This window comes from Pseudorhodoferax sp. LjRoot39 (assembly GCF_964253035.1).
In the GTDB taxonomy this organism is placed as follows: Bacteria; Pseudomonadota; Gammaproteobacteria; order Burkholderiales; family Burkholderiaceae_C; genus Pseudorhodoferax.
In genome coordinates, this window is sequence record NZ_CAXUQL020000001.1 from 6,533,067 (window position 1) to 6,554,485 (window position 21,419).

20 protein-coding genes are annotated in these 21,419 nt (G+C 67.0%); 4 read left to right on the plus strand and 16 right to left on the minus strand.

The features are described from left to right. Positions 1 to 54: 54 nt before the first annotated feature. The 6 genes from urtE (ACSQ4M_RS30545) to ACSQ4M_RS30570 all read right to left on the minus strand — a co-directional run bounded on the left by urtE (ACSQ4M_RS30545) (position 55) and on the right by ACSQ4M_RS30570 (position 6,886). Positions 55 to 747 (minus strand): urea ABC transporter ATP-binding subunit UrtE, encoded by a 693-nt coding sequence (urtE, locus tag ACSQ4M_RS30545; protein WP_436194091.1) that lies wholly within the window; start codon positions 745 to 747, stop codon positions 55 to 57. A gap of 7 nt (positions 748 to 754) precedes the next feature. Continuing rightward, complete coding sequence (gene urtD / locus ACSQ4M_RS30550; protein WP_056656261.1) at positions 755 to 1,627, minus strand: urea ABC transporter ATP-binding protein UrtD; 873 nt, start codon at positions 1,625 to 1,627, stop codon at positions 755 to 757. Continuing rightward, the gene (gene urtC / locus ACSQ4M_RS30555) at positions 1,624 to 2,820 is read right to left on the minus strand and encodes an urea ABC transporter permease subunit UrtC (protein WP_436193125.1); all 1,197 of its coding nucleotides are present in this window, start codon (positions 2,818 to 2,820) and stop codon (positions 1,624 to 1,626) included. Before urtC (ACSQ4M_RS30555) ends, urtD (ACSQ4M_RS30550) begins: the two co-directional genes overlap by 4 nt. Positions 2,821 to 2,840: 20 nt before the next feature. Further along, positions 2,841 to 4,343, minus strand: a complete 1,503-nt coding sequence (gene urtB / locus ACSQ4M_RS30560) for an urea ABC transporter permease subunit UrtB (RefSeq protein WP_436194092.1) — start codon at positions 4,341 to 4,343, stop codon at positions 2,841 to 2,843. A gap of 175 nt (positions 4,344 to 4,518) precedes the next feature. After that, positions 4,519 to 5,790: an urea ABC transporter substrate-binding protein gene (gene urtA, locus ACSQ4M_RS30565; RefSeq protein WP_436193126.1), complete on the minus strand. Its 1,272-nt coding sequence runs from the start codon at positions 5,788 to 5,790 to the stop codon at positions 4,519 to 4,521. Positions 5,791 to 5,926: 136 nt separating this feature from the next. After that, positions 5,927 to 6,886, minus strand: a complete 960-nt coding sequence (locus ACSQ4M_RS30570) for a DMT family transporter (RefSeq protein ID WP_436193127.1) — start codon at positions 6,884 to 6,886, stop codon at positions 5,927 to 5,929. 74 nt (positions 6,887 to 6,960) lie between these two features. Here ACSQ4M_RS30570 and ACSQ4M_RS30575 point away from each other — a divergent pair, with 74 nt between their 5' ends. Then, positions 6,961 to 7,827: a LysR family transcriptional regulator gene (locus ACSQ4M_RS30575; protein WP_436193128.1), complete on the plus strand. Its 867-nt coding sequence runs from the start codon at positions 6,961 to 6,963 to the stop codon at positions 7,825 to 7,827. Here ACSQ4M_RS30575 and ACSQ4M_RS30580 read toward each other — a convergent pair. From ACSQ4M_RS30580 to urtA (ACSQ4M_RS30625), 10 genes are all read right to left on the minus strand, one after another. After that, positions 7,817 to 8,161: an FmdB family zinc ribbon protein gene (locus tag ACSQ4M_RS30580; protein WP_436193129.1), complete on the minus strand. Its 345-nt coding sequence runs from the start codon at positions 8,159 to 8,161 to the stop codon at positions 7,817 to 7,819. The genes ACSQ4M_RS30575 and ACSQ4M_RS30580 overlap by 11 nt on opposite strands. An 84-nt stretch (positions 8,162 to 8,245) precedes the next feature. After that, on the minus strand, positions 8,246 to 8,569 hold the full coding sequence (locus ACSQ4M_RS30585; protein WP_436193130.1) for a hypothetical protein: 324 nt from the start codon (positions 8,567 to 8,569) through the stop codon (positions 8,246 to 8,248). 63 nt (positions 8,570 to 8,632) lie between these two features. Beyond that, positions 8,633 to 9,832: a type II toxin-antitoxin system HipA family toxin gene (locus tag ACSQ4M_RS30590; RefSeq protein ID WP_436193131.1), complete on the minus strand. Its 1,200-nt coding sequence runs from the start codon at positions 9,830 to 9,832 to the stop codon at positions 8,633 to 8,635. 15 nt (positions 9,833 to 9,847) lie between these two features. Next, positions 9,848 to 11,497: a DUF262 domain-containing protein gene (locus ACSQ4M_RS30595; protein WP_436193132.1), complete on the minus strand. Its 1,650-nt coding sequence runs from the start codon at positions 11,495 to 11,497 to the stop codon at positions 9,848 to 9,850. A gap of 70 nt (positions 11,498 to 11,567) precedes the next feature. Then, positions 11,568 to 12,797 carry a formamidase gene (gene fmdA / locus ACSQ4M_RS30600; protein WP_436193133.1) on the minus strand — a complete coding sequence of 410 codons (1,230 nt, stop codon included), beginning with the start codon at positions 12,795 to 12,797 and terminating at the stop codon, positions 11,568 to 11,570. Positions 12,798 to 12,823: 26 nt separating this feature from the next. Then, a complete protein-coding gene (gene urtE / locus ACSQ4M_RS30605) occupies positions 12,824 to 13,525 on the minus strand; it encodes an urea ABC transporter ATP-binding subunit UrtE (RefSeq protein WP_436193134.1) in 702 nt (233 codons plus the stop codon). Between the two features lies 1 nt (position 13,526). Then, the gene (gene urtD / locus ACSQ4M_RS30610; RefSeq protein WP_436193135.1) at positions 13,527 to 14,270 is read right to left on the minus strand and encodes an urea ABC transporter ATP-binding protein UrtD; all 744 of its coding nucleotides are present in this window, start codon (positions 14,268 to 14,270) and stop codon (positions 13,527 to 13,529) included. 17 nt (positions 14,271 to 14,287) lie between these two features. Further along, positions 14,288 to 15,478 carry an urea ABC transporter permease subunit UrtC gene (urtC, locus tag ACSQ4M_RS30615; RefSeq protein WP_436193136.1) on the minus strand — a complete coding sequence of 397 codons (1,191 nt, stop codon included), beginning with the start codon at positions 15,476 to 15,478 and terminating at the stop codon, positions 14,288 to 14,290. Between the two features lie 8 nt (positions 15,479 to 15,486). After that, the gene (urtB, locus tag ACSQ4M_RS30620; protein WP_436193137.1) at positions 15,487 to 16,401 is read right to left on the minus strand and encodes an urea ABC transporter permease subunit UrtB; all 915 of its coding nucleotides are present in this window, start codon (positions 16,399 to 16,401) and stop codon (positions 15,487 to 15,489) included. Positions 16,402 to 16,469: 68 nt separating this feature from the next. Next, positions 16,470 to 17,723 carry an urea ABC transporter substrate-binding protein gene (urtA, locus tag ACSQ4M_RS30625; RefSeq protein ID WP_436193138.1) on the minus strand — a complete coding sequence of 418 codons (1,254 nt, stop codon included), beginning with the start codon at positions 17,721 to 17,723 and terminating at the stop codon, positions 16,470 to 16,472. A gap of 168 nt (positions 17,724 to 17,891) precedes the next feature. Between urtA (ACSQ4M_RS30625) and ACSQ4M_RS30630 the strand changes: the two genes are divergently transcribed. From ACSQ4M_RS30630 to ACSQ4M_RS30640, 3 genes are all read left to right on the plus strand, one after another. Further along, positions 17,892 to 18,929, plus strand: a complete 1,038-nt coding sequence (locus ACSQ4M_RS30630; protein WP_436193139.1) for an aliphatic amidase — start codon at positions 17,892 to 17,894, stop codon at positions 18,927 to 18,929. Positions 18,930 to 19,083: 154 nt separating this feature from the next. After that, positions 19,084 to 19,899: a CbbQ/NirQ/NorQ/GpvN family protein gene (locus tag ACSQ4M_RS30635; RefSeq protein ID WP_436193140.1), complete on the plus strand. Its 816-nt coding sequence runs from the start codon at positions 19,084 to 19,086 to the stop codon at positions 19,897 to 19,899. Then, entirely contained in the window at positions 19,896 to 21,389 is a 1,494-nt protein-coding gene (locus ACSQ4M_RS30640) for a hypothetical protein (RefSeq protein WP_436193141.1), read from the plus strand. Before ACSQ4M_RS30635 ends, ACSQ4M_RS30640 begins: the two co-directional genes overlap by 4 nt. Positions 21,390 to 21,419: the final 30 nt, after the last annotated feature.

Consider the following 21,419-nt stretch of genomic DNA (forward strand, 5'->3'; position numbering starts at 1 on the left):
CAGCCACGGCAGCACCCACTCTGTGCAGCCGGGCCGGCGCCGCCCCGGCTGCACTCAGATCGCCACCAGCTGGCGAATGCCCTTCTCCTGCATCTCGCTGCCAGGCCCGCGCGCGATGAACACGCCGCGCTCCATGACCAGGTACTCGTCCGCGAGTTCTTCGGCGAAGTCGTAGTACTGCTCCACCAGCAGGATGGCCATGTCGCCCCGGTCGGCCAGCATGCGGATCACCCGGCCGATGTCCTTGATGATGCTGGGCTGGATGCCCTCGGTCGGCTCGTCCAGGATCAGCAATTTGGGCTTGGGCGCCAGCGCCCGCGCGATCGCCAGCTGCTGCTGCTGCCCGCCCGAGAGGTCGCCGCCGCGCCGGTGCAGCATCTGCTTCAAGACCGGGAACAGCTCGAACAGCTCGGCCGGGATCGGCGTGCTGCCGCTCTTGTAGGCCAGGCCCATGCGCAGGTTTTCCTCCACCGTGAGCCGCGCGAAGATCTCGCGGCCCTGGGGCACGAAGCCCATGCCGGCGCGCGCGCGCTCGTAGGGCGTGCTGCGCTCGATGGGCTTGCCGTCGAACGCGATGGCGCCGGTCTTGATCGGCACCAGGCCCATCAGCGATTTCAGCAGCGTGGTCTTGCCCACGCCGTTGCGGCCCAGCAGCACGGTGACCTTGCCCAGCTGCGCATCCAGGCTCACATCGCGCAGGATGTGCGAGCCGCCGTAGTACTGGTTGACGCCTTTGACGCTCAGGATGCTCATTTCATCGTCCCAGGTAAACCTCGATCACACGCTCGTCGGCCTGCACCTCGTCGAGCGTGCCCTGCGCCAGCACCGAGCCGTCGCACAGCACTGTGACGATCTCCGAGATCGTGCGGATGAAGCTCATGTCGTGCTCCACCACCATCAGCGAATGCTTGCCCTTGAGCGTGAGGAACAGCTCGGCGGTGCGCGCCGTTTCCTCATCGGTCATGCCGGCCACGGGCTCGTCCAGCAGCAGCAGCTTGGGGTCCTGCATCAGCAGCATGCCGATCTCCAGCCACTGCTTCTGGCCGTGGGAGAGGTTGCCCGAGAGCCGGTTCACGCTGTCGGCCAGATGGATGGTGTGCAGGATCTCGGCCAGCCGGTCGCTCTGGCGCGAGTCCAGCCGGTGCAGCATCGAGGGCAGCACGTTCTTGTCGGTCTTGAGCGCCAGCTCCAGGTTCTCGAACACCGTGAGCTGCTCGAACACCGTGGGCTTCTGGAACTTGCGGCCGATGCCCAGCTGCGCGATCTCGGGCTCGGTGTGGCGCAGCAGGTCGATGGTGCTGCCGAAGAACACCGTGCCCTTGTCCGGCCGCGTCTTGCCCGTGATGATGTCCATCATCGTGGTCTTGCCGGCCCCGTTGGGGCCGATGATGCAGCGCAGCTCGCCGGGTGCGATGTCCAGGCTCAAGCCGTTGATGGCCTTGAAGCCGTCGAACGAGCGGTGCACGTCCTCCAGGTACAGGATGCGGCCGTGCGTGACGTCCACCTCGCCCGGCGTGGCGATGCGCGAGAAACCGGCCTCGCGGCCACCCGACTCGGTCTTGCCGAGCTCGGCCACCGCGGTGCGCTCCAGGCGCTGCGCGCCCTCTTCCATCAGGTCCGGCGTCATGCGCGCTCCTCCTTGCCGCGTGCGAGCAGCTTGCGCGCCAGACCCACCACACCGTGCGGCAGGTACAGCGTCACGAGAATGAACATGGCGCCCAGGAAGTACAGCCAGTACTCGGGGAACACCGTGGTGAACCAGCTCTTGGCGCCGCTCACGAGGAAGGCGCCGACGATGGGGCCGATCAGCGTGGCCCGGCCGCCCACCGCGGCCCAGATCGCGATCTCGATGGAGTTGGCCGGCGACATCTCGGTCGGGTTGATGATGCCGACCTGCGGCACGTACAGCGCGCCGGCCACGCCGCACATCATGGCCGACAGCGTCCAGATGGTCAGCTTGTAGCGCAGCGGGTTGTAGCCCGAGAACATCACGCGGCTCTCGGCATCGCGGATGGCCTGCAGCACGCGGCCGAACTTGCTCTGCACCAGCCAGCGCGCGAACAGGAAGAAGCCCAGCAGCACGAGGCCGGTGGTCACGAACAGCGTCATGCGCATCTGCTGCGTGGCGATCGGGATGTCCACGATGCGCTTGAAGTCGGTGAAGCCGTTGTTGCCGCCGAAACCGGTCTCGTTGCGGAAGAACAGCAACATGGCCGCGAAGGTCAGCGCCTGCGTGATGATGGAGAAGTACACGCCCTTGATGCGCGAGCGGAACGCGAAGTAGCCGAACACGAAGGCCAGCAGGCCCGGCACCGCCACCACCAAAATCATCTGCAGCACGAAGGAGCCGCTGAAGGTCCAGTGCCAGGGCAGTTCCTTCCAGTCCAGGAAGACCATGAAGTCGGGCAGCTCGCTCTTGTAGTTGCCCTCCAGGCCGATCTGGCGCATGAGGTACATGCCCATCATGTAGCCACCCAGCGCGAAGAACAGGCCGTGGCCCAGCGACAGGATGCCGGTGTAGCCCCAGATCAGGTCCATCGCCAGTGCCGCAATGGCGTAGCACATGATGCGGCCGAGTACGGCCACGGTGTAGTCCGACAGGTGCAGCGCGCTGCCGTCGGGCACCATGAGGTTGAGCACCGGCGCCAGCGCGCAGACGGCCAGCAGCGCGGCGAAAAAGGCGGCCCAGCCGGGCCGGGTCAGCAGCGGCGCGCGGCCCGGCAGCTTGACGGCCGGACGCCCGATCGGAGGGGGTGGCGGCGGTGGCGGAGGCACCTGGACGCCGGCCTCGGCCGCCAGCGCACGTTCGATCGAAGACATGGGTGTACTGCTCATGGAATTCAAGCCTCCGCGCTGCGGCCCTTCATCGCGAAGATGCCCTGGGGCCGCTTCTGGATGAAGACGATGATGAGGACCAGCACGGCGATCTTGGCCAGCACCGCGCCGGCCCAGCCCTCGAACAGCTTGTTCAGGATGCCCAGGCCCAGCGCGGCATAGACCGTGCCGGCCAGCTGGCCCACACCGCCCACCACCACGACCATGAAGGAGTCGACGATGTAGCTCTGGCCCAGGTCCGGCCCCACGTTGCCGACCTGGCTCAGCGCGCAGCCCGCGAGGCCCGCGATGCCCGAGCCCAGCGCGAAGGCGTAGGTGTCGATGCGCGCGGTGTTCACGCCCATGCAGGAGGCGATGGGACGGTTCTGCGTCACACCGCGCACGAACAGGCCCAGCCGCGTGCGGCCGATCAGCCAGGCCACGGCGGCCAGCACCAGCAGCGCGAACACGATGATGAGCACGCGGTTCCAGGGCAGCGCCAGGTTGGGCAGCAGCTGCACGCCGCCGCTCATCCAGGACGGGCTTTCCACCGCCACGTTCTGCGCGCCGAAGGTCGAGCGCACCAGCTGCATCAGCACCAGGCTGATGCCCCAGGTGGCCAGCAGCGTCTCCAGCGGCCGGCCGTACAGGAAGCGGATCACGCCGCGCTCCAGGATGGCGCCGACCAGCGCCGAGGCCAGGAAGGCCGCCGGAATGGCGGCGATCAGGTAGGCGTCGAAGGCGCCCGGCAGGTACTTCTGGAACAGGCCCTGCACCACGTAGGTGGCGTAGGCGCCGATCATCATGAGCTCGCCGTGCGCCATGTTGATCACGCCCATCAGGCCGTAGGTGATGGCCAGGCCCAGCGCCACCAGCAACAGGATGGAGCCCAGGCTCACGCCCGTGAAGGCCTGGCCCAGGCGCTCGCCCCAGACCAGGCCGGCGTCGATGCTGGCAATCGCCGCCACGATGGCCTTCTTGACGGCCGGGTCCTGCTCTTCGGCCAGGCGCTCGTTGAGCAGCAGCTTGGTGGCCGGGCGCTTGTTCTCCGAAAGCGTGGCCGCGGCGGCGAGCCGCTTGGCCGGGTCCTCGCTGGACAGCAGGCCGCCGGCACGCGCCAGCTCCAGCTGCTCGCGGATGCCGGCGTCCTTCTCGATGGCCAGCGCCTTGTCGAGCAGCGGCAAGCGCGCCTCCGACGGTGCGCCGGCCAGCGCGCGCGCGGCGTCGGCACGCACGCCGGTGTCTTCGCTGCGCAGCTGCAGCGCGGCCAGCGCCACGTCGAGCTCGCTGCGCATCAGGTTGTTGTTGACCACATCCTCGGCATCCGCGGGCACCGCCACTTCCGCGCCCGTCACCGGGTCGTGGCCCTTGTCGCCCTGCATGACGAAGACCTTGTCGACCGTGAAGCGCACGCTGTCGTCGGACAGCGCCTGCAGGAAGGCCTCGGTCTTCGCGTCGCCCTTCTCCACGGCCTCGATGACGGCGGCCGTGATGGCCTCGATGCGCTCGGACGACGTGCCCGAGGCCATGGCCAGTGCGGCCTCGTTGCTCAGCGCGTGCGCCGAGGCGACAGCGCCGAACAGCGCCAGCGCCGTGGCCAGCGTGCGGATCCATGTTCGCAAGGCAACCCCCTGATGTTGGTGTTCTGGATGTGAAAGAAGGGGCGCGCGGCCCCTTCTCATGTGTGGCGCCAGGTGGAGCCGATCACTTCTTCTCGGGCTCGTCCTTCTTCTTGTCGTTGCCTTCGATGAAGGGGCTCCAGGGCTGGGCCTTGACCGGGGCCTTGGTGCGCCAGACCACGTTGAACTGGCCGTCCGGGCGGATCTCGCCGATCAGCACGGGCTTGTGCAGGTGGTGGTTCTTGGCGTCCATGGTCAGCGTGAAGCCGCTGGGCGCATTGAAGGTCTGGCCGGCCATGGCGGCGATGACCTTGTCGGAGTCGGTGGACTTGGCCTTCTCCACGGCCTGCTTCCACATGTGGATGCCGACGTAGGTGGCTTCCATCGGGTCGTTGGTCAGCGGTTTGGTGGACTGGCCGGGCAGCTTCTTGGCCTTGGCGTAGTCGCTCCACTGCTTGATCCAGGCCGTGTTGGTCGGGTTCTTGACGCTCATGAAGTAGTTCCACGAGGCCAGGTGGCCGGCCAGCGGCTTGGGATCGAGGCCGCGCAGTTCTTCCTCGCCCACGCTGAAGGCCACCACGGGCACGGTCTTGGCGTTCAGGCCGGCGTTGCCCAGTTCCTTGTAGAACGGGATGTTGGAGTCGCCGTTGATGGTGGAGACCACGGCCGTCTTGCCGCCGGTGCTGAACTTCTTGATGTCGGCGACGATGGTCTGGTAGTCGCTGTGGCCGAACGGCGTGTAGGTCTCCATGATGTCGGCGTCCGCCACACCCTTGGACTTCAGGAACGCGCGCACGATCTTGTTGGCGGTGCGCGGATACACGTAGTCGGTGCCCAGCAGCACCCAGCGCTTGGCGGCGCCACCTTCCTTGCCCATCAGGTATTCCACGGCGGGAATGGCCTGCTGGTTCGGTGCCGCGCCCGTGTAGAACACGTTCTTGGACAGTTCCTCGCCCTCGTACTGCACGGGGTAGTACAGCAGCGCGTTGTTCTCTTCATAGACCGGCAGCACCGACTTGCGGCACACCGAGGTCCAGCAGCCGAAGGTCACGGCGACCTTGTCCTGGCCGATCAGCTGCTTGGCCTTCTCGGCGGCCAGCGGCCAGTTGGAGGCCGTGTCGATCACCACGGGTTCGAGCTTCTTGCCCATCACGCCGCCCTTGGCGTTGATGTCTTCGATGGTCATCAGCGCCATGTCCTTGAGCGCCGTCTCCGAGATGGCCATGGTGCCGGACAGCGCGTGCAGCACGCCGACCTTGATGGTGTCCTGCGCGAAGGCGGGAACGGCGGCGAGGCCGGCCAGGGCGATGGCGGCGCTGGCCAGGGCGGTGGCCTTGATGGTGAAGCTGCGTTGCATTCGGAGTGCTCCCGTTGGTGGTTGGTTCGGTCCGGTCCGACAAGCCTGTGGGCCTTGTCTGACCTTGGGAGCGATCCTAGGGAGAACCCCGAAAGGGGTCTGTACGCCAGGTGGCGTATGCGCTGGTGGGGGCAGATCAGCGCGGGGCGAGCCCGCGCACGGCCGCCAGCCGGCGTGCCAGCGCCGCATGGCCGCCGACCAGCGCGATGCCGGCCAGCACCAGGCCGCCGCCGGCCACGAAGCGCGGCGCCAACGCCTCGCCGAGCAGCCAGACGCCCAGCAGCACACCGAACAGCGGCGTGAGGAAGGAGAACACCCCAAGCTGCGAGGCCAGGTAGCGCCGCAGCAGCCAGCACCAAGTCAGGAAGCTCGCGAACGAGACCACCACGCTCTGGAAGCCCAGGTGGGCCCACACCACAGTCGTGGCCGTGAAGCGCCAGTCGCCGAGCAGCCAGGCCGCCGGCAGCAGCAGCACGAAGGCACCCAGCAGCTGGTACAGCAGGGTCTCGGTGGCCGGCGCGCTGGCCAGGGACGAACAGCGGATCGCCACCGTGGTGGCGCCCCAGGCGCCGCCGGCCGCCAGCGCCAGCAGGTCGCCGAGCCAGGCCTGCGGGTGGCCGCTGGCCGCCCCACCCCGCCCGCCCAGGAAGGCCACGGCGATGCCGCCGAAGGCCAGCGCGATGCCCAGCCACTGGACAGCGCCCAGCCGCTCGGCCGGCAGCCGCCACTGCAGGCCCAGTGCCGCGAAGATCGGCGAGGTGTAGAGGAACACGACCACGTGCGAAGCCTGGGTCAGTTCCAGCGCGGTGCTCACAAGCAGGTATTCGACGCCGAACAGCGCGCCCACGAGCAGGCCGGCGCCGTAGCGCGCCCGCTGCGGCGCCTCGCCGCGGCGGGCCATCAGCAAGGCCAGCAGCACCAGCGCGATGCCGGAGCGCAGCGCGATCATGAGCATGGGGCTCGCCGCATCGGCCACGGCCTTGAGCGAGATCTGCTGCAGGCTCCAGAGCAGGCACAGAAGCGTCATGACGCCGATGGCACGGCCGTCGAGCGCGCCGTGCTGCAGGGCCGGCGAGAAGGCATGGGAGGAACGCATGCCCGCACTGTGCTGCCCGGCCATCTTTTTGGAAAGCGGATAATTCGCCGCTCTGCCATGCGAAAATCGAATCCATGCACGACCTGCAGATCGACTGGTTGAGGGCCTTCGTCGCCTGCGTGGACGCGGGCTCGCTGTCCAGCGCCGCGCTGGAGGTGCACCGCTCGCAATCCGCCGTCAGCATGCAGCTCAAGAAGCTCGAGGCCGCCGTCGGCCGCCCGCTGCTCGCGCGCGGGCCGCGGCATCTGCAGCTCACGCCCGATGGCCAACAGCTGCTGGGCTACGCGCGGCGCATGCTGGATCTGCAGGCCGAGGCCCAGGCTGCGCTGCAGGGCGAGACCGTCTCGGGCCAGGTGCGCCTGGGCGTGCCCGACGACTACGCGAGCCAATACCTCACGCCCGTGCTCAAGCGCTTCGGGCCGCGCCATGGCGGCGTGGAGATCCAGCTCGACTGCGAGCAGTCCACCGCGCTGATCCCGCGCGTGGCCAGCGGCGAGCTCGACCTGGCCCTGGTCTCGCGCGACCATGCGCGTCGCGGCATGCTGCTGTTCCACGAGCCCATGGTCTGGGTCGGCTCGCCGCAGTTCGAGGTGTGGCGGCGCACGCCCTTGCCGATCGCGGTGTACGAGGCGGCCAGCCTGGGCCGTCGCAGTGCTCTCCAAGCGTTGGCGCAGCAGGGCCGGCCGTACAAGGTGGTCTACAACAGCTCCAGCCTGGCAGGGCAGATCGCCGCCGTGGAAAGCGGTCTGGCCGTGGCAGCCCTGACGCAATGCAGCGCCCCGGCGCACCTGCAGGTGCTGGGCCTGGAGCAGGGACTGGGGCCGATGGAGCCCATGCAGGTCGCCGTCTACCGCAGCAAGGCTTCGCAGGGCTCGCAGGCCGTGGACAGCCTGTACCGCATGCTGGTGCAGACGCTGCGCTCGGCCCGCCTCAGTGGCTGATCATCCAGGGCCGCTTGGACGGAAAGGCCTTGGCGCCGCTGGGCGCGGTGACGGTGGCCGAGCGCTTGCCGCTGGTGCTGCAGCAGCCGCAGCCGGCCGGATGCCGCATGCGCTGGTAATCGCGCGAACTCTTGGGCTCATGCCGGGCGCGTTCGTTGACGCCGATGGCGGCGCGCGTGCCGCCGTCCATCAGCGCCAGGCGTGGCGCGCTCACGAACACGCGCGGCGAGGCCGTGTTGCAGTCCGGGCAGGCGGCGGGTTCGTTGCGCTGGGCCAGCGTGCGGAAGGCGTCGAAGCCGCCGCAGCCGGGGCAGTCGTAATCGTAGGTGGGCATGGCCAGGGTCCGGTCGGTTGGAAAGTTCAGTTCATTCTGCGCACGGCGGCCACGCCGGGCACTACGTCGAATGACGTAGAGGCCTCAGCCCTGCCAGACGCCGAAGCCCAGCGCGCGCAGGCGGATGCCGAGTTCCACCTCCATCTCGCGCGCAGCCTGGTAGGGCATGGGGTTGTAGCGCGCGTACAGCGCCGGCAGCAGCCGCTCGCCGTACAGCATCACGAAGCGATTGGCCTGGATGCCGGCCTTGTGCTTGTCGAAGCGGATGTCCGGGTCCAGCCCGGTCATGCCCACGTAGACGAAGGGCTTGCCGAGCTGGTAGTCGGGATTGGCACTGCGAAAGCGCGCGCTGTTCCACACCTGGTCGGCGAGCTGGACGACGTAGACATGGTGGTGCGGCCGCGGCATGACCGCATCATGCCGCGGCGCCGCTGGCGTCACCCTCCACCCGGGCGACGGCGAAGGTACGTGCTACAGGCGGAATAGAGGCAGTTCCGACATGTGTTGATCCAGCGTCTTCCGCAGAGCTTGGCTATAGCCCAGATCCCCACTGCTCGAACTCCAGACTTCGCGGATGTCAGCGCTGGCTTGCTTTACTTCATCCAACACCAGCGCCGCATCGATGTCCAACTTGCGGGCCAAACGCTGAAAGCTGTCCAGAGTGACGCTGGCCCAGTCTTTCGAACGCGCCAGATTCAGCGCCAATCGATCGGTGGGTTGGTAGGCAATCGTTGATACGAAGTCATAGGCCGGCGACAAAACGGCCGTCAGGCCATCGGGGTAAAGCAAGCTCCAGTTTTTATGATGCGCATCGCCGTTGCCGCTCGCCACCACGAACACCAGCCGGCGCAGGAACTGGCGCAAGCCCGGCTCACCCGTCAGCGCCAACACGATGCGTGCAATCGTTTCGTAGCTGTACTTGTCATACTTTTGCTCGGGATACAGGTCGAGCAATTGGGCGAAGTCTTCCATGTGCACGCGCGGCTGCCCCTGCGGTCGGTCGAAGCGGCGCACCACGTAGGCCAGTGGCTCGCGAAGACTCTGAGCCACATCCTCAGGCAATCCCTCAATGTCCCCGATCGGGATCAACGCCGTTTCCGGCACGTCGATTCCGCTCAGCGATGCCCAACGCATGGTTGCATGTTCGTTCTCAGGCACAGCGGGGTGCCTCGCGTCGGGTAGTTTGACGAGCCAGTCGCCATTCTGGCCACGTACCGGAATGGTCAGCCCCCGACCTTGGCGCTGAGCGGAAAACTTCAGTTGCACTCCAGCAAGAGAGAAATGCCAGACGTCGTCATCTGTCCGCTCGACCTCTTCTCCGGGAATGACGCCAAACATCCCGTCCACCACGGCGTCCTCGGGAACAATGCGGACTGCGCCAGGCAAATCCTCTCCAAGGTGGCGAAGCAGGAAAAACTCCCGGTCGACATGCACGCCGGCCTGCCGAGCAATCAAATCCCGCAACTGCCCCTCGGGCAGCAGGTTCGAGAACCAGGACGGGACACGCGCCCGCGTCTGCCACGATCCTTCCAAGTCGTCGAGAAACCGCTGCCCCAGCACCGGTCGCGGATGAGCCTGGCGGTACGACGACAACAAGCGAAATTCGCATCTGCCTTCCTCGCTCAAAGACAAAGTGCCGACAGACAGGGCGTTCAGCAGGACATGCAGCATTTGGGCAGCCACGTCTCACGCCTCCTCATCCTCTAACACGAGTGCGGCCATCGATGGCCGATCAGACTCGTCCCAACGCGCCCGACGTGCAAAAAACTGTCTGAAATGATGGTCCAACCACGCTGTGCGATGCGCGAGAAAGGCCACACGATCCGATGCCCGCCAGGCCGCGACCGCCTGGTCGTCGATGCCGTGTGACAACAAAACAGGCGCGGGCGCGTCAGCAAGCAAGGTCCGCAACTTGGGAATCTTGGGATGGAACAACCGGTTCGCAACGGTATGCAGCCCATCGCTGGGTCCGCCTGCGATCTGACTGATCAATTCGAGTAAGGGCGAGGTCTCCGTGTCGGCCGCCACGCGCAGCAAGGCGGAAACATCCACGGCCTGGTTCTTGTCGAATGCAGCAGGCTTGAGCTCCATGAGCGCCAGTGTCATGAGCTTGCCCGCGGCATGGCGGAAATTGAACTTGTCCGATGCCGCAGGCACTATGCTGGACTCACTTGTTCCCACACGTTCCAGCATGCGCTGCACGGACAACTCTTCATCCGATGCGTCGATCTGCGCCAGGGACTGGCGTGTGGACACCGTGTCGCCGCGATGAGCCCCCGTCAAAGCGCCTCGCCACAACCAGCGCACAAGGAGTTCGCGCGAACGGGGCTGCGGCTGCGGATGGTGTTGAAAGAACCGTCCCAAGGTGATGAGGGGCTGCTTGTAGGGCAGCAACTCGTAGTGCAGGATGCCCGCCTCCCGCTTGACGAACAGAACGACCTGTCGCATGACGTTCAGGGTCTGCTCATACGCGGCCTCGGCCTTCTCACCCTTCAGACGCAGCTCGCCCTTGCCGGAACGTTCCGTCACATCGTGGCCTTGCAACACCCTCAGCAGCCGATAGATGACCTTCTCTTCGATGAGACCGAAATCGAGCTCCTCCAGCTCCTTGGCAATCTGTGCCAGCGTGCCGGGCTTGGCTCCAGTCCGAGCACCATTCAGGGCATCGAACACATCCCCTGCCGACAATTGCTTGCCATGGGTATTGATGCGTCGGAACACCTCTCTCAGAACGTCTTCGTCATCGGTCCGGACCGTGTAAGCCGGAATCTCATACTCTCGGACCCGCCGTCCCAGCTGAATGGCGGCATCGCGCCTCTGCGGCGACGGTACCTTGTCCAGCAACCACTTGATCAGTTGCTCTGAATCGAGGACCACGGTGAGAGGCAGCCAGCGGGTGGGATCTTTCGCCACGAGCGCGTCACCCGGAGGGGCAACAAAGCGCACGTCGTCGAGATCGAAGAACAATGCAAACTCATCGACTGCTGGCTCGGGAGCCAGCAGCGTCCTGACCAGAGAAACGAGCCGTTGCTGACCGTCGACGACCAGCAAGGCGTTGCGACTTTCGGCACCGGACAGGCGCACAGAACCGAAAACCAGCTCGTTCGCCGGTGCCAGTGTCTCCCACAACAGCAGTGTGCCAACCGGATAGCCACGGTACATGCTGTCCAGCAGCTGGAGAGCATCTTCACGCTTCCACTTCAGCGCGCGCTGAAAGTGGGGAATGCGAACCCGACCACGCCGGACTTCATCCAGCAAGTCTTCGACCTTGTAGGCGCCGGCCTCCGGCCTGCGCTCCAACGAACCCGGTCGCTCTACCTCGTGTGACGTGGCCATTTGATTGCTTTCCTTGTCCTCGGAGATTATCCGGGACAGGGAAGAGCGACGCGGCCGGGCTAAGCCAGCCTCACGTAAGGTCGGGCGACAGCGGCATCTGCACCGAGCCGTCCAGGAACTTCGTCGGGCCGGCCGCGCTGGGGTTGATGTCGAAGTCGAAGATCTGCGTCGGCAGCCACAGCGTGGCGCAGGCGTTCGGCACGTCGACCACGCCGCTGATGTGGCCCTGCACGGGGGCCGTGCCCAGGATGGAATAGGCCTGCGCGCCCGAGTAGCCGAACTTCTTCAGGTACTCGATGGCGTTCAAACAGGCCTGGCGGTAGGCCACGTTCACGTCCAGGTAGTACTGCTTGCCGCTCTCGTCCACGCTGATGCCTTCGAAGATCACGTAGTCGTTGTAGGTCGGCACGATGGGGCTGGGCTTGAAGATCGGGTTCTTGATCCCGTACTTGGCCATGCCGTCTTTGATGATGGTGACCTTCATGTGCACCCAGCCGGCCATCTCGATGGCGCCGCAGAAGGTGATCTCGCCGTCGCCCTGGCTGAAGTGCAGATCGCCGACCGACAGGCCGGCGCCGTCCACGTAGACCGGGAAGAAGATCTTGGAGCCGCGCGACAGGTCCTTGATGTCGCAGTTGCCGCCGTGCTCGCGCGGCGGCACGGTGCGCGCGCCGGTGGCCGCGGCCTTGGCGGCGGCATCGCCCCTCAGCTGGCCCATGTGGGCCGTGCCCGCGAACGGCGGGTTGGCCAATCCGCTGGTGGCCGGGTCGGAATCGATCAGCGCCTGCTCGCGCGTGTTCCAGGTCTCCAGCATCTTGGGGTCGGGCAGGCAGCCGATCAGGCCCGGGTGGATCAGGCCGGCGTACTTCACGCCCGGCACATGGCGCGAGGTCGTGAACATGCCGTGGAAGTCCCAGATCGACTTCTGTGCCTGCGGGAAGTGCTCGGTCAGGAAACCGCCGCCGTTCTTCTTGCTGAAGAAGCCGTTGAAACCCCACAGGCTGTCCTGCTTGGCGCCGATGTCCAGCAGCTCCACGACCAGCAGGTCGCCGGGCTTGGCGCCCTTCACGCCCACGGGGCCGCTGAGGTAGTGGACCGTGGTCAGGTCGATGTCGCGCACGTCGTCGGCGCTGTCGTTGTTCTTGATGAAGCCACCCGTCCAGTCGTAGGTCTCCAGCACGAAGTCGTCGCCCGGGTTGACCCAGCAGGCCATCGGGATGTCGGGGTGCCAGCGGTTGTGCACGAGCTCGTTGCTGGGTGCGGGCTGCGAGAGGTCGACCTTGATCAGGGTTTCGGGCATGGAATTGCTCCTGGTTGTGTGGAAACTCAAACGGACAGGTACTTCTTGATGTGCGCGATGTCGGTCTTGTCGCGCGCGGTCTCGTGCACGAGGCGGCCGCCTTCGATCACAAACAGCCGGTCGGCCACGTCCATCGCGAACGACAGCACCTGCTCGGACACCACGATGGCGATGCCCTTCATGCGCCGGATCTCGTTCAGCGCCTTGGCGATGTCCTTGATGATGGAAGGCTGTATGCCCTCGGTGGGCTCGTCGAGCAGCAGCACCTTGGGGTTGGTGACCAGCGCGCGCGCAATCGCCAGTTGCTGCTGCTGGCCGCCCGACAGGTTGCCGCCCTTGCGCCGCTTCATCTCGAAGAGCACCGGGAACAGCGCGTAAATCTCGTCCGGCACGCGCAGGCTGGGGCCGCCCTGCAGGCCGGTCTGGATGTTCTCTTCCACCGTCAGCGTGGGGAAGATCATGCGGCCCTGCGGCACGTAGGCGATGCCCTTGGCCACGCGGCGAAAGCTCTCGTCCCTGGACACATCCTGCCCCGCCACCTGGATGGCGCCGCTCTTGAGCGGCAGGATGCCCATGAGGCTCTTGAACAGCGTGGTCTTGCCCATGCCGTTGCGGCCCATGATGGCCACGGTCTCGTTGGCGTGGGCAGAAAAGCTGATGCCGTGCAGCGCCTCGCTCTGGCCGTAGGCGGTGTGGATGTCGTCGACCTTCAGGAGTACGTTGCTCATGTCAATGTCCCAGATAAACGTCGATGACCTTGGGGTCGGCCTGCACCTTGTCCATCGGCCCTTCGGCCAGGATCTTTCCCTGGTGCATGACGGTGACCTTGTGCGCGATCTGCGCGACGAAATCCATGTCGTGCTCGATCACGATCACGGCGCGGTTGTTGCTGATGCGCTGGAGCAGTTCGGCCGTCAGCTCGCGCTCGCGCGAACTCATGCCGGCGATGGGCTCGTCCAGCATCAGCAGTTCGGGCTCCTGCATCAGCAGCATGCCGATCTCCAGCCATTGCTTCTGGCCGTGCGAGAGCAGGCCGGCCTCGGTGTGCAGCTTGTCGGCCAGGAAGATGTCCTCGGCCACGGCCTGTACCGCGGCCTTGATCCCGTCTGTGCACTTGAAGGCCAGCGCGCCGAACACAGAGCGGCCGGACGGGTAGGACACCTCCAGGTTCTGGAAGACGGAGAGGTTCTCGTAGATCGACGGCGTCTGGAACTTACGGCCGATGCCCAGCCGCACGCGCTTGTGCTCGGCCATGCCGGTCAGCTCGGTGTTCTTGAACTTGATGGAGCCGGCGCTGGCCTTGGTCTTGCCGCAGATCAGGTCCAAGAGCGTGGTCTTGCCCGCGCCGTTGGGGCCGATGATCACGCGCAGCTCGTTCTTGTCCACGTACAGCGTCAGCGCGTCGATGGCCTTGAAGCCGTCGAACGCGACCGTGAGGTCTTCCACGGCCAGGGCGAAGTCGGTGTTGCTCATGGTGGGTTCCTCGGGGCTCAGGCGCGCTGGCCGTGCAGGCTCGCGTCGGGCGTGGCAGGCTCGTTGCTGTTGATCACCGATGCGGCATGCGGCGCCGTCTTGGCGGCCACGAGCTTGTCGTCGTAGGCCTTGCGGGCGGCGCCGCGCGCCTGCCACCAGGGCTTGATCTTGTCTTCCCACAACCCGGCCAGGCCCATCGGGAAGGCCATGGTCACGCCGATGAACAGGGCGGCCATCAGGAACAGCCACAGATCCGGGAAGCTCTCGGAGAACAGCGTCTTGCCGGCGTTGACCAGCAGCGCGCCATACACCGCGCCGACCAGGCTCATGCGCCCGCCCACGGCCGCGAAGATCACCATCTCGATGGAAGGCACGATGCCGACCAGCGTGGGCGACATGAAGCCCACCTGCAGCGTGAACAGCGCGCCGCCGATGCCCGACAGCCCGGCCGCCAGGCAGAACGTGAACACCTTGAAGTTGGCCACGTCGTAGCCCGAGAAGCGCACGCGGTCTTCCTTGTCGCGCATGGCCAGGAGCAGCGTGCCGAGCTTGCTGGTCTGGATCCAGCGGCACAGCAGGATGGCGCCGATCAGCAGCGCCACGCAGACGAAGTACAGGATGGTCTTGGCGCTGTCGGTGCGGATGTCCCAGCCCAGCATGGTCTTGAGGTCGGTCATGCCGTTCACGCCGCCCGTGTAACCCTGCTGGCCGATGATGAGCACCGTGAGGATCAGCGCCACGGCCTGCGTGATGATGGCGAAGTACACGCCGCCCACGCGGCGCTTGAACATCGCGAAGCTGATCAACCAGGCCAGCGCCATCGGCACGGCCACCACCAGGATCAGCGCCAGCGGCAGGCTCTTGAACGGCAGCCACATCAGCGGCAACTCGGTCAGCTGGTTCCAGTCCATGAAGTCCGGAATGCCGGGCGTGGACTGGATCTTGGTGGTCTCGGGGTCCGAGGCTTCGAGCTTGAGGAACATGGCCATGGCGTAGCCGCCCAGGCCGAAGAACACGCCCTGCCCCAGGCTCAGCACGCCGCCGTAGCCCCACACCATGACCAGGCCCACGGCGACGAAGGCATAGCTGAGGTACTTGCCGACCAGGTTCAGGCGGAAGATGTCGAGCGTGAGCGGCAGCACGACGACCAGCAGCAGGGTCAGCAGCAGCAGGCTCGCCAGCTGGTAGCGTTGGATCAGTTGTTTCATACGGGCCTCTAGCGACGGACTTTGGAAGCGAACAGGCCCTGCGGGCGCACCATCAGGATCAGCACGATCAAGGAGAGCGTGAGCACCTTGGCCATCGAGCCGCTCATGAAGAACTCGGTGATGGACTGCGTCTGCGCGATGCCGAAGGCCGAGACCACGGTGCCGAGCAGGCTGGCGGCACCACCGAAGGTGACGACCAGGAAGGCGTCGACGATGTAGAGCGAGCCCGAGGTCGGCCCGGTGGAGCCGATGGTGGTGAAGGCCGCGCCCGCCACGCCGGCGATGCCGCAGCCGATCGCGAAGGTCAGCCGGTCGGTCTTCTTGGTATCGATGCCGGTGGCGTTGGCCATGGTGCGGTTGCTGACCGTGGCGCGCACGCGCAGGCCCCAGCGGCTCTTGTTGAGCGCGATCAGCACGCCGGCCGTCACGACCAGCGTGAGCGCCAGCACGAACAGGCCGTTGATCGGGATGTCCAGGCCCTCCATGGGGGCCCAGGAGCCCATCAGCCAATCGGGCAGCGTGGGGCTGACTTCCTTGGGACCGATGAAGGTGCGGAAGCACTGCTGCAGCGCCAGGCTCACGCCCCAGGTGGCCAGCAGCGTGTCCAGCGGCCGGCTGTACAGGTGGCGGATCAAGGCCCATTCCATGATCCAGCCGAAGAAGAAGGCGACCACGAAGGCCAGCACGATGGCGATGGGGAAGTACGCCGCCATGGCGCCGGGCGCGTTGTGCTCGGTGAAGGTGGCGGCCATGTAAACGGTGTAGGCGCCGATGGCCATGAACTCGCCATGCGCCATGTTGATGACGCCCATCTGCCCGAAGATGATGGCCAGGCCCAGGCCCATCAGCAGCAGCACCGCGAACAGGGACAGGCCCGCGAAGCCCTGCATGAGGCCGATGTTGAGCATCTCGGAAATGGTCATGGCGCGCTCGCTCTCAAAGGTTCTCGACACGGCCCTCCCCCGACCGCCGGGAGAGGGCCTGGGGGTGCTTACTGGTAACCCTTGGGGAACGGGTCCGGAGCGATCAGGGCCGAAGACTCGGCAACGACCTTGAACGTGCCGTCCTTCTGGCCCTGGCCGATGCGCGCCTTGCTCCACAGGTGGTGGTTGGCGTCGACCTTGACGTAGCCTTCCGGCGCGGTCTTGAGCTCGATGCCGGGGGACGCTGCCGCGACCTTGGTCACGTCGAAGCTGCCGGCCTTCTCGACCGCGGCCTTCCACAGCCAGGGGCCGAGGTAGCCGGCCTGCGTCACGTCGCCGATCACCGCATCCTTGCCGTACTTGGCCTTGAAGGCATCGACGAACTTCTTGTTGTTCTCGTTGTCGAGCGACTGGAAGTACTTCATCGACGAGTAGAAGCCGGCGAAGTTGTCGCCGCCCACGCCGGTCATCTCGTCCTCGGTGACCGACAGCGTCAGCAGGAACTGCTTGTCGCCCGTGATGCCGGCGGCCTTGAGCTGCTTGTAGAAGGCCACGTTGGAGCCGCCCACCACGGCCGCGAAGATGCAGTCGGGCTTGGCCACCTTGATCTTGTTGATCAGCGAGTTGAAGTTGGTGTGGCCCAGCGGGTAGTACTCCTCGCCCTTCACGCTGCCCAGCTTGCCCACGGTCTCGATGTGCTTGCGCGCGATCTTCATCGAGGTGCGCGGCCAGATGTAGTCCGAGCCGACCAGGAAGAAGGTCTTGGCCTTCTTCTCCTTGGCGCCCCAGTCCAGGCCCCAGATGATCTGCTGCGTGGCTTCCTGGCCGGTGTAGATCACGTTCTTGCTCTGCTCCAGGCCTTCGTAGAAGGTGGGGTAGTACAAGAGGCCGTTCTCCTTCTCGAACACCGGCAGCACGGCCTTGCGCGAGGCGCTGGTCCAGCAGCCGAACACGCACGCGGCCTTGTCGTTGACGAGCAGCTTGCGGCTCTTCTCGGCGAAGGTGGGCCAGTCGGAGGCGCCGTCTTCCTTGATGACCTTGATCTTGCGGCCCAGGATGCCGCCCATGGCGTTGATCTGGTCGATGGCGAGCTGCTCGGCCTGGATCGAGCCGGTCTCGGAAATGGCCATCGTGCCGGTGGCCGAGTGCAGCTGGCCGACCGTCACCTCGGTGTCGGTGATGGCCAGGCCCGTGGTGTTGACCTTGGCGGTGGGGAACTGCTGGGCCAGCGCGGCGGCCGACAGGCCGGCGAGGGGCGACATGGCAGCCATCTGCAGCATGCGGCGGCGCAGGACGGATTCGGGACGGGAATCAGCGGACATGGACACTCCTTTTGGTTGGACGGTCGCAGCACGGGAAGGTGGTGTGCTGCGGTGCAACAGAAGGTATCCGCGACCCTGCGTCAGCCGAATACGTCATTCAACGTAGTGCGCTTTGCACAACCGGGTCCAACACTGGCTGCCCGATCTCAAACGACCAGGAGTCATGCGATGCGCCACGGCGACATTTCGAGCAGCAAGGACGGCGTCGGCGTGGCCGTCGTCAACTACAAGATGCCGCGGCTGCACACCAAGGCGGAGGTGCTGGCCAACGCGCGCAAGATCGCCGAGATGGTGGTCGGCATGAAGCGCGGCCTGCCGGGCATGGACCTGGTGGTGTTTCCCGAGTACTCGACCCACGGGATCATGTACGACGCCAAGGAGATGTACGAGACCGCCGCCACCGTGCCCGGCGAGGAGACCGCCATCTTCGCGGCCGCCTGCCGCGAGGCCAAGGTCTGGGGCGTGTTCTCGCTGACCGGCGAGCGCCACGAGGAGCACCCGCACAAGGCGCCCTACAACACCCTGATCCTCATGAACGATGAGGGCGAGATCGTCCAGAAGTACCGCAAGATCATGCCCTGGGTGCCCGTGGAAGGCTGGTACCCGGGCGACTGCACCTACGTGAGCGACGGGCCCAAGGGCCTGAAGATCAGCCTGATCATCTGCGACGACGGCAACTACCCCGAGATCTGGCGCGACTGCGCGATGAAGGGCGCCGAACTCATCGTGCGCTGCCAGGGCTACATGTACCCGGCCAAGGAGCAGCAGGTGCTGGTGGCCAAGGCCATGGCCTTCATGAACAACGTCTATGTGGCGGTGGCCAACGCCACCGGCTTCGACGGCGTGTACTCGTACTTCGGCCACTCCGCGCTGATCGGCTTCGACGGCCGCACGCTGGGCGAATGCGGCGAGGAGGAGATGGGCATCAACTACGCCGAGCTGTCCATGCACCTGATCCGCGACGCGCGCAAGAACGGCCAGTCGCAGAACCACCTCTACAAGCTGCTGCACCGAGGCTACACCGGCAAGATCAACTCGGGCGAGGACATGCATGGCGTGGCGGCCTGCCCGTATGGGTTCTACGCCGACTGGATCAAGGATCCGGAGGGCACGCGCAAGAAGGTGGAGGCGTTCACGCGCAGCACGCCGGGCACGCCGGAGTGCCCGATCGACGGCATCCCCAACCAGCTGCCTGAGCATCGATGAGCGCCGCGCCGGGCCGCCCCAGGCAAGCTCGGCCTTGCAGGCCGCGCCGAGGCTCGCGCCTCGGCCCCTCGCCAGGCACGAAAGGTCCACCGGACCTTTCGTGTCCGGGCTCGGCCCCCTCGGGGGGACAGGCCGCAGGCCGAAGGGGGCATCAGTGAGCGCCGTGCTGCAGGCACCGGCCGATCCGCTGGCGCAGTGGCGGATCACGCAAGCGCCCTACTACCGCCCGGTCGGCGATGAGGTCGCACAGTTCCAGGACGCCTGCGCCCTGCACCTGCCCCTGCTGCTCAAGGGCCCGCCCGGCTGCGGCAAGACGCGCTTCGTCGAGCACATGGCCTGGACGCTGGGCCTGCCGCTGGTCACCGTGGCCTGCCACGAGGACATGGCGGCCGGCGACCTGCTGGGCCGCTGGCTGATCGACGCCGAAGGCACACGCTGGCAGGACGGACCGCTCACGCTGGCCGCACGCCACGGCGCGCTGTGCTACCTGGATGAACTGATCGAGGCGCGGCCCGATGCGCTCACCGTGCTGCACCCCTTGGCCGACACGCGTCGCGTGCTGCCGCTGGAGCGCAATGGCGAGCTGCTCGTGGCACACCCGCGTTTCCAGCTGGTGGTCTCCTACAACCCCCAAGCCGGGCGCGATCTGCGGCCGGCCACGCGCCAGCGTTTCGTGGCCATGGCCTTCGATCCGCCCCCGGTGGCGGCACAGGTGGCCATCGTGGTGCACGAGTCCGGGTTGGCAGTGGAGCAGGCCATGCGCCTGGTGGGCCTGGCCGAACGCACACGCGCGCTGGACGAAGGTGCGGACCAGGCGATCTCCATGCGCATGCTGGTGCGCGCGGCCCAGCTCATCGCCGGTGGCATGCCCGCCCGCGTGGCCTGCGAGCTGGCGCTGGTGCAGGCCTGGTCAGACCAACCCGAGCGCGTGCAGGCGCTGCGCGCGCTGGCAGACGCGCTGTATCCGTGAAGCTGGCGGCCGCGCAGCTGTTGCTGCAGGCCTTGTCCCTGCGCGACCTGCGTGTCCGCGCGCTGGACGGCCTGCCGCAACCGGTGCTGGCGCCGACGCAGCTGCTGCTGCCCCCCACCGGTGCGCCTGGATTGCAGCAGGCGGCCGTCGCCCATGCCGCAGCGCACCTGCTGCATTCGCGCACCGGCCAGGACGCGCGCGGCCGCAAGCCCTTGGCGCTGGCCGTGCTGTCCGCGGTAGAGGACGCGCGCGTGGAACGCCTGCTCGTCGCGCAGTGGCCAGGCGCGCGCCGCTGGTTCGCCCCCTTCCTGCCCGCACAGGCGGAACCAGGGCTTGGCTTCGCTGCGCTGATGGCCCGGCTCGACCGTGTGCTGGCAGATCCGGCAGCCCACGACGGGCACCACTGGGTCCAGCGCGCAAGGCAAGGGTTCTGGCGGCTGCCGGCCGATGCGCCGCCTGCCGACTTCGCCCAGTTCGCGCTGCTGCTGGCCAACATGCTGGGGCAGATGCGCGTGCCCTTCGACACCCGGTACCGGCCCGGCCCGGCCTACCGTGACGACCACAGCTACCTGTGGGACCACGGCCGCAGCACCGAAGGCGACCCGTTGCCGGCCGACGCCGGCGCTGCGGCACAGGCGGCTGACAGCCAGCCAGGCACGGCCGTCGCCATGCTGCGGGAGCGGCACTATGGCGAGTGGCACGCGCAGCTCGGCCTGTGGCGCACGGCCTGGTGCCGTGTGCAGGAGCGCTCGCTGGCCCGCCCGGCCGCCGGGCCACGGCCTCGCCCCCGCCACTTGCCACCCGAAGCCGAGGGCGAGACGCTGGACATGCAGGCCGCCGTGGCCGCGCTGGCGGACCGGCGCCGCAGCCGCGCCTGGGACCCGCGCCTGTTCCGCCGCACGCTGCCGCCGGTGCGCGCCAGCGTATTGCTGCTGCTGGACCTGTCGCAGTCGACGCTGGCCCCCTGGGGCGGCGGGCCGCTGACCGTGCAGGCCGCGCAGCAGCAGGCAGCGCTGTGGCTGGCGCGCCGGCTGGCGTCGCAGGGTGCCCGCGTGGCCGTGCATGGCTTCGCCTCCAACGGACGCGCCGCGGTGGCCTACTGGCGCGCGGTGGAGTTCGGCGCACCCTGCGACGCGGCCGCCCTTGCCGCGCTGCCCGTGCGCCACTCCACGCGCCTGGGCGCCGCCCTACGCCACGCTCAGGCGCTGCTGGCCGAGGAAGGCAGCCCGCGCCGCAGCCTGGTGCTGCTCAGCGACGGGCAGCCCTGGGACATCGACGTGTTCGAGGCCGAGCATCTGCTGCACGATGCGCGCAGGGCCGTCGACGCACTGCGGGCGGCCGGCGCGCAGGCGCACTGCATCACCGGCGACGCCGCTGGCCTGGCAGAACTGCAGCCGGTGTTCGGGGCAGCCTGCCTGCACCTGCTCGACGCTGCCGCACCGATGGCGCGTTGCCTGTCGGGCGCCTCTCGGTCCCTTCTCGGCCGTTGAGGGACGCGGCCCTCCCGCACGCCCGGAGGC

Bases quoted from the DNA above. Each gene is read 5' to 3' on its own strand.
- urtD (WP_056656261.1), bottom strand. From the start codon at position 1,627: ATGACGCCGGACCTGATGGAAGAGGGCGCGCAGCGCCTGGAGCGCACC.
- urtC (WP_436193125.1), bottom strand. From the start codon at position 2,820: ATGTCTTCGATCGAACGTGCGCTGGCGGCCGAGGCCGGCGTCCAGGTG.
- urtB (WP_436194092.1), bottom strand. From the start codon at position 4,343: ATGGCCTCGGGCACGTCGTCCGAGCGCATCGAGGCCATCACGGCCGCC.
- urtA (WP_436193126.1), bottom strand. From the start codon at position 5,790: ATGCAACGCAGCTTCACCATCAAGGCCACCGCCCTGGCCAGCGCCGCC.
- ACSQ4M_RS30570 (WP_436193127.1), bottom strand. From the start codon at position 6,886: ATGCGTTCCTCCCATGCCTTCTCGCCGGCCCTGCAGCACGGCGCGCTC.
- ACSQ4M_RS30575 (WP_436193128.1), top strand. From the start codon at position 6,961: ATGCACGACCTGCAGATCGACTGGTTGAGGGCCTTCGTCGCCTGCGTG.
- ACSQ4M_RS30580 (WP_436193129.1), bottom strand. From the start codon at position 8,161: ATGCCCACCTACGATTACGACTGCCCCGGCTGCGGCGGCTTCGACGCC.
- ACSQ4M_RS30585 (WP_436193130.1), bottom strand. From the start codon at position 8,569: ATGCCGCGGCCGCACCACCATGTCTACGTCGTCCAGCTCGCCGACCAG.
- ACSQ4M_RS30590 (WP_436193131.1), bottom strand. From the start codon at position 9,832: ATGCTGCATGTCCTGCTGAACGCCCTGTCTGTCGGCACTTTGTCTTTG.
- ACSQ4M_RS30595 (WP_436193132.1), bottom strand. From the start codon at position 11,497: ATGGCCACGTCACACGAGGTAGAGCGACCGGGTTCGTTGGAGCGCAGG.
- fmdA (WP_436193133.1), bottom strand. From the start codon at position 12,797: ATGCCCGAAACCCTGATCAAGGTCGACCTCTCGCAGCCCGCACCCAGC.
- urtE (WP_436193134.1), bottom strand. From the start codon at position 13,525: ATGAGCAACGTACTCCTGAAGGTCGACGACATCCACACCGCCTACGGC.
- urtD (WP_436193135.1), bottom strand. From the start codon at position 14,270: ATGAGCAACACCGACTTCGCCCTGGCCGTGGAAGACCTCACGGTCGCG.
- urtC (WP_436193136.1), bottom strand. From the start codon at position 15,478: ATGAAACAACTGATCCAACGCTACCAGCTGGCGAGCCTGCTGCTGCTG.
- urtB (WP_436193137.1), bottom strand. From the start codon at position 16,401: ATGACCATTTCCGAGATGCTCAACATCGGCCTCATGCAGGGCTTCGCG.
- urtA (WP_436193138.1), bottom strand. From the start codon at position 17,723: ATGTCCGCTGATTCCCGTCCCGAATCCGTCCTGCGCCGCCGCATGCTG.
- ACSQ4M_RS30630 (WP_436193139.1), top strand. From the start codon at position 17,892: ATGCGCCACGGCGACATTTCGAGCAGCAAGGACGGCGTCGGCGTGGCC.